The 2695-nt window shown below is 76.0% G+C and carries 2 protein-coding genes; both read right to left on the bottom strand.

The annotated features are described in order from the left end of the window. Positions 1-91: 91 nt before the first annotated feature. Positions 92-1210 (bottom strand): alanine racemase, encoded by a 1119-nt coding sequence (gene alr / locus DLJ59_RS00210; protein WP_124770525.1) that lies wholly within the window; start codon positions 1208-1210, stop codon positions 92-94. Between the two features lie 90 nt (positions 1211-1300). After that, positions 1301-2695, bottom strand: a 1395-nt coding sequence (locus tag DLJ59_RS00205) for an NAD(P)H-hydrate dehydratase (protein ID WP_124770524.1), incomplete at its 5' end; no start/stop codon positions are given.

Genomic DNA, 2695 nt, shown 5'->3' with positions numbered 1-2695 from the left:
CGTCGCCGCGGCCACCCCCACCGCCGCGCCGACGATCCCCGCGACCCGGCCCGCGGCCGTCCTCGGACGCGGAATGCGATAACTCACGGCGTCACGGCCTCTCGCCGTCGTAGACGCGGGGCACCCGCGGGCCGCCGAACCGGGTGACGATCTCGTAGTTGATCGTGCCGACCGCCTCGGCCCAGTCGTCAGCGGTCGGCTCGCCGTCGACGCCGCTGCCGAAGAGCGTCGCCACGTCCCCGTCGGCCACCGGGTCGTCGCCGCAGTCGAGCACGAACTGGTCCATGCAGACCCGCCCCGAGATCGTCCGGCGTACGCCGCCGAGCTGCACCGGGCCGGTGTTGGACGCGTGCCGGGGGACCCCGTCGGCGTACCCGAGCGGCACCACGGCCAGGTTCGCGTCGGCTTCCGTCGTGTAGGCGTGCCCGTAGGAGATGCCCGTGCCGGCGGGCACCCGCTTGGTGAGCATCACCCGGGCGCGGGCGCTCATCGCCGGCCGCAACCCGTACGTCTCGCCGGCCACCGGGGAGAGCCCGTAGATGGCCAGGCCCGGGCGGACCAGGTCGAAGTGGGTGTCCGGGCGGGTCAGGGTGGCGGCCGAGTTGGCGAGGTGCCGCCAGCGCGGTCGCAGCCCGGCCCGCTCGACCATGGCCAGCCCTTCCTGGAAGACGGCCAGTTGACGGTCGGTGGTGGGGTGACCGGGCGAGTCCGCGTACACGAAGTGGCTCCACACGCCGACCACCTCGACCAGGCCGTCGGCCTGCGCCTTCGCGGCGGCGTCCAGCAGCGCGGGCCAGTCGGCGACTGTCGCACCGCCCCGGGACAACCCCGTGTCAATCTTGAGATGCAGACGGGCGGGACGCCCGGCGAGGCGGCTGGCCTCGATCATCTCGTCCAGTTGCGGCAGGCTGGCCGCGCCCAGGTCCACCCCGGCGCTGACCCCCTCGTGCATCGGCAACCCGGGAGCGAGCAGCCAGGCCAGCACCGGCACGGTCACCCCGGCCCGGCGCAGGGTGAGCGCCTCGTCGAGGGTGCAGACGCCGAGCCAGTCAGCGCCGGCGTCGAGGGCTGCGCGGGCGGCCGGAAGCATGCCGTGGCCGTACCCGTCGGCCTTCACCACCGCCATCAACTCGGCGCTGGTGCCGGAGCGGAGCCTGCTCACGTTCTCGCGGATGGCGTCAAGATCGACGCGTACCTCGGCCTGCCACATGTGCCCAGCCTACTTTCCACCGTGATCACCGGGGGCGGCGACGCACGTCCCGACGCGGTGGTCCGGTCACCGCGCCCGGAACCGACCCGTTCAGCCCAAACGGGCCAGCACCGGACGCAACGCGTCGGCCACGTCGGGCGCGGTCACCGGCCCACCCCGGGCCGCCTCCCGCCCGGCGAGCCCATGCAGGTACGCGGCGGAGGCCGCAGCCCGATCGGCGGGCACCCCGGCCGCCAGCAGCGAACCGAGCAGCCCGGCCAACACGTCCCCGGTGCCGCCGGTGGCCAGCGCCGGGGTGCCGGTCGGGTTGACGTACGCCCGACCGTCCGGCGTGCCGATCACCGTGCGGTCACCCTTGAGCAGCACCACCGCGTTCATCCAGGCGGCCAGCCGCAGCGCGGCGCCGACCCGGTCGGCACCCGGTTCCTCCCCGCAGAGACGGGTGAACTCCCGGTCGTGCGGGGTGACCACGATGGGTGCGTCCCGACCTCGCAGCCGGTCGGCGAGCGAGCCGTCCACCAGCAGGGTCAGGGCGTCGGCGTCGAGCACCACCGGCACCGGGGCGGCCAGTACGGCACGCAGCTCGGCCGCCGCGTCGGCTCCGGTGCCCAGCCCGGAGCCGCAGACCCAGGCCTGCACCCGGCCGGCGTCGGCGACCCGCTCACTGGCGATCACCGAGGGGTGCTGGTGCAGCACCTCGGCGCGGGCGCTGCCGGCGTAGCGGACCAGGCCCGTCGGCCCGGCCAGCGCGCCGCCAACGGAGAGCACCGCCGCGCCGGGATAGGTCGCCGAGCCGGTCGCCACCCCCACCACGCCGCGGGTGTACTTCTCCGACGCCGGACCCAGCTCGGGCCACCAGTCGACCAGATCGGACCACTCGGTGACCTGCAGCGCCGGGGTGCCACGCAGCCAGGGCCGCAGCCCGATGTCGACCAGCTCAACCTGCCCGGCCAGGGCGGCAGCCGGCCCGACCACCAGGGCGGGCTTCAGCGCGCCGAAGGCCACCGTCACGTCGGCGCGAACCGCGGTGGGCCGGCCGGACGCGGACAGCGGCACGTGGCCGGTGTCGACGGCGACCCCGCTGGGCACGTCGACCGCCAGCACGGTGGCCCGCTCCCCGTCGCGTCCGCGCAGTTGGTCGAGGCGTTGGACCATCCCGTCCGCGTTCGCCCGTAGCCCGCCGGTGCCGCCGATGCCGACGATGCCGTCGAGGACCAGGTCGACCGGGCCGGCCGGACCCGGCACGACCCGACCGCCGGCGGCTCGCAGCGCGGCCAGGCCGGCGGCGTGCGCCCGCCCGGGGGAGATCAGCATGGCGGACACCTGGACACCCCGGCGGGCCAACCGCTCCCCCGCGTACAGCGCGTCGCCGCCGTTGTCACCGGAGCCGACCAGCAGCAGCACCCGGCCCCCGTAGACCCCGCCCCGCTCGGCGAGCACGAGCGCGGCGCGGCGGGCCAGGCCGGCGGCGGCCCGCTGCATCCG

This window comes from Micromonospora inaquosa, from assembly GCF_003857055.1.
Lineage (GTDB): Bacteria > Actinomycetota > Actinomycetes > Mycobacteriales > Micromonosporaceae > Micromonospora > Micromonospora inaquosa.
Note: the sequence above shows the minus strand (reverse complement) of the source record. Positions and strands in the feature narration are given on the sequence as shown.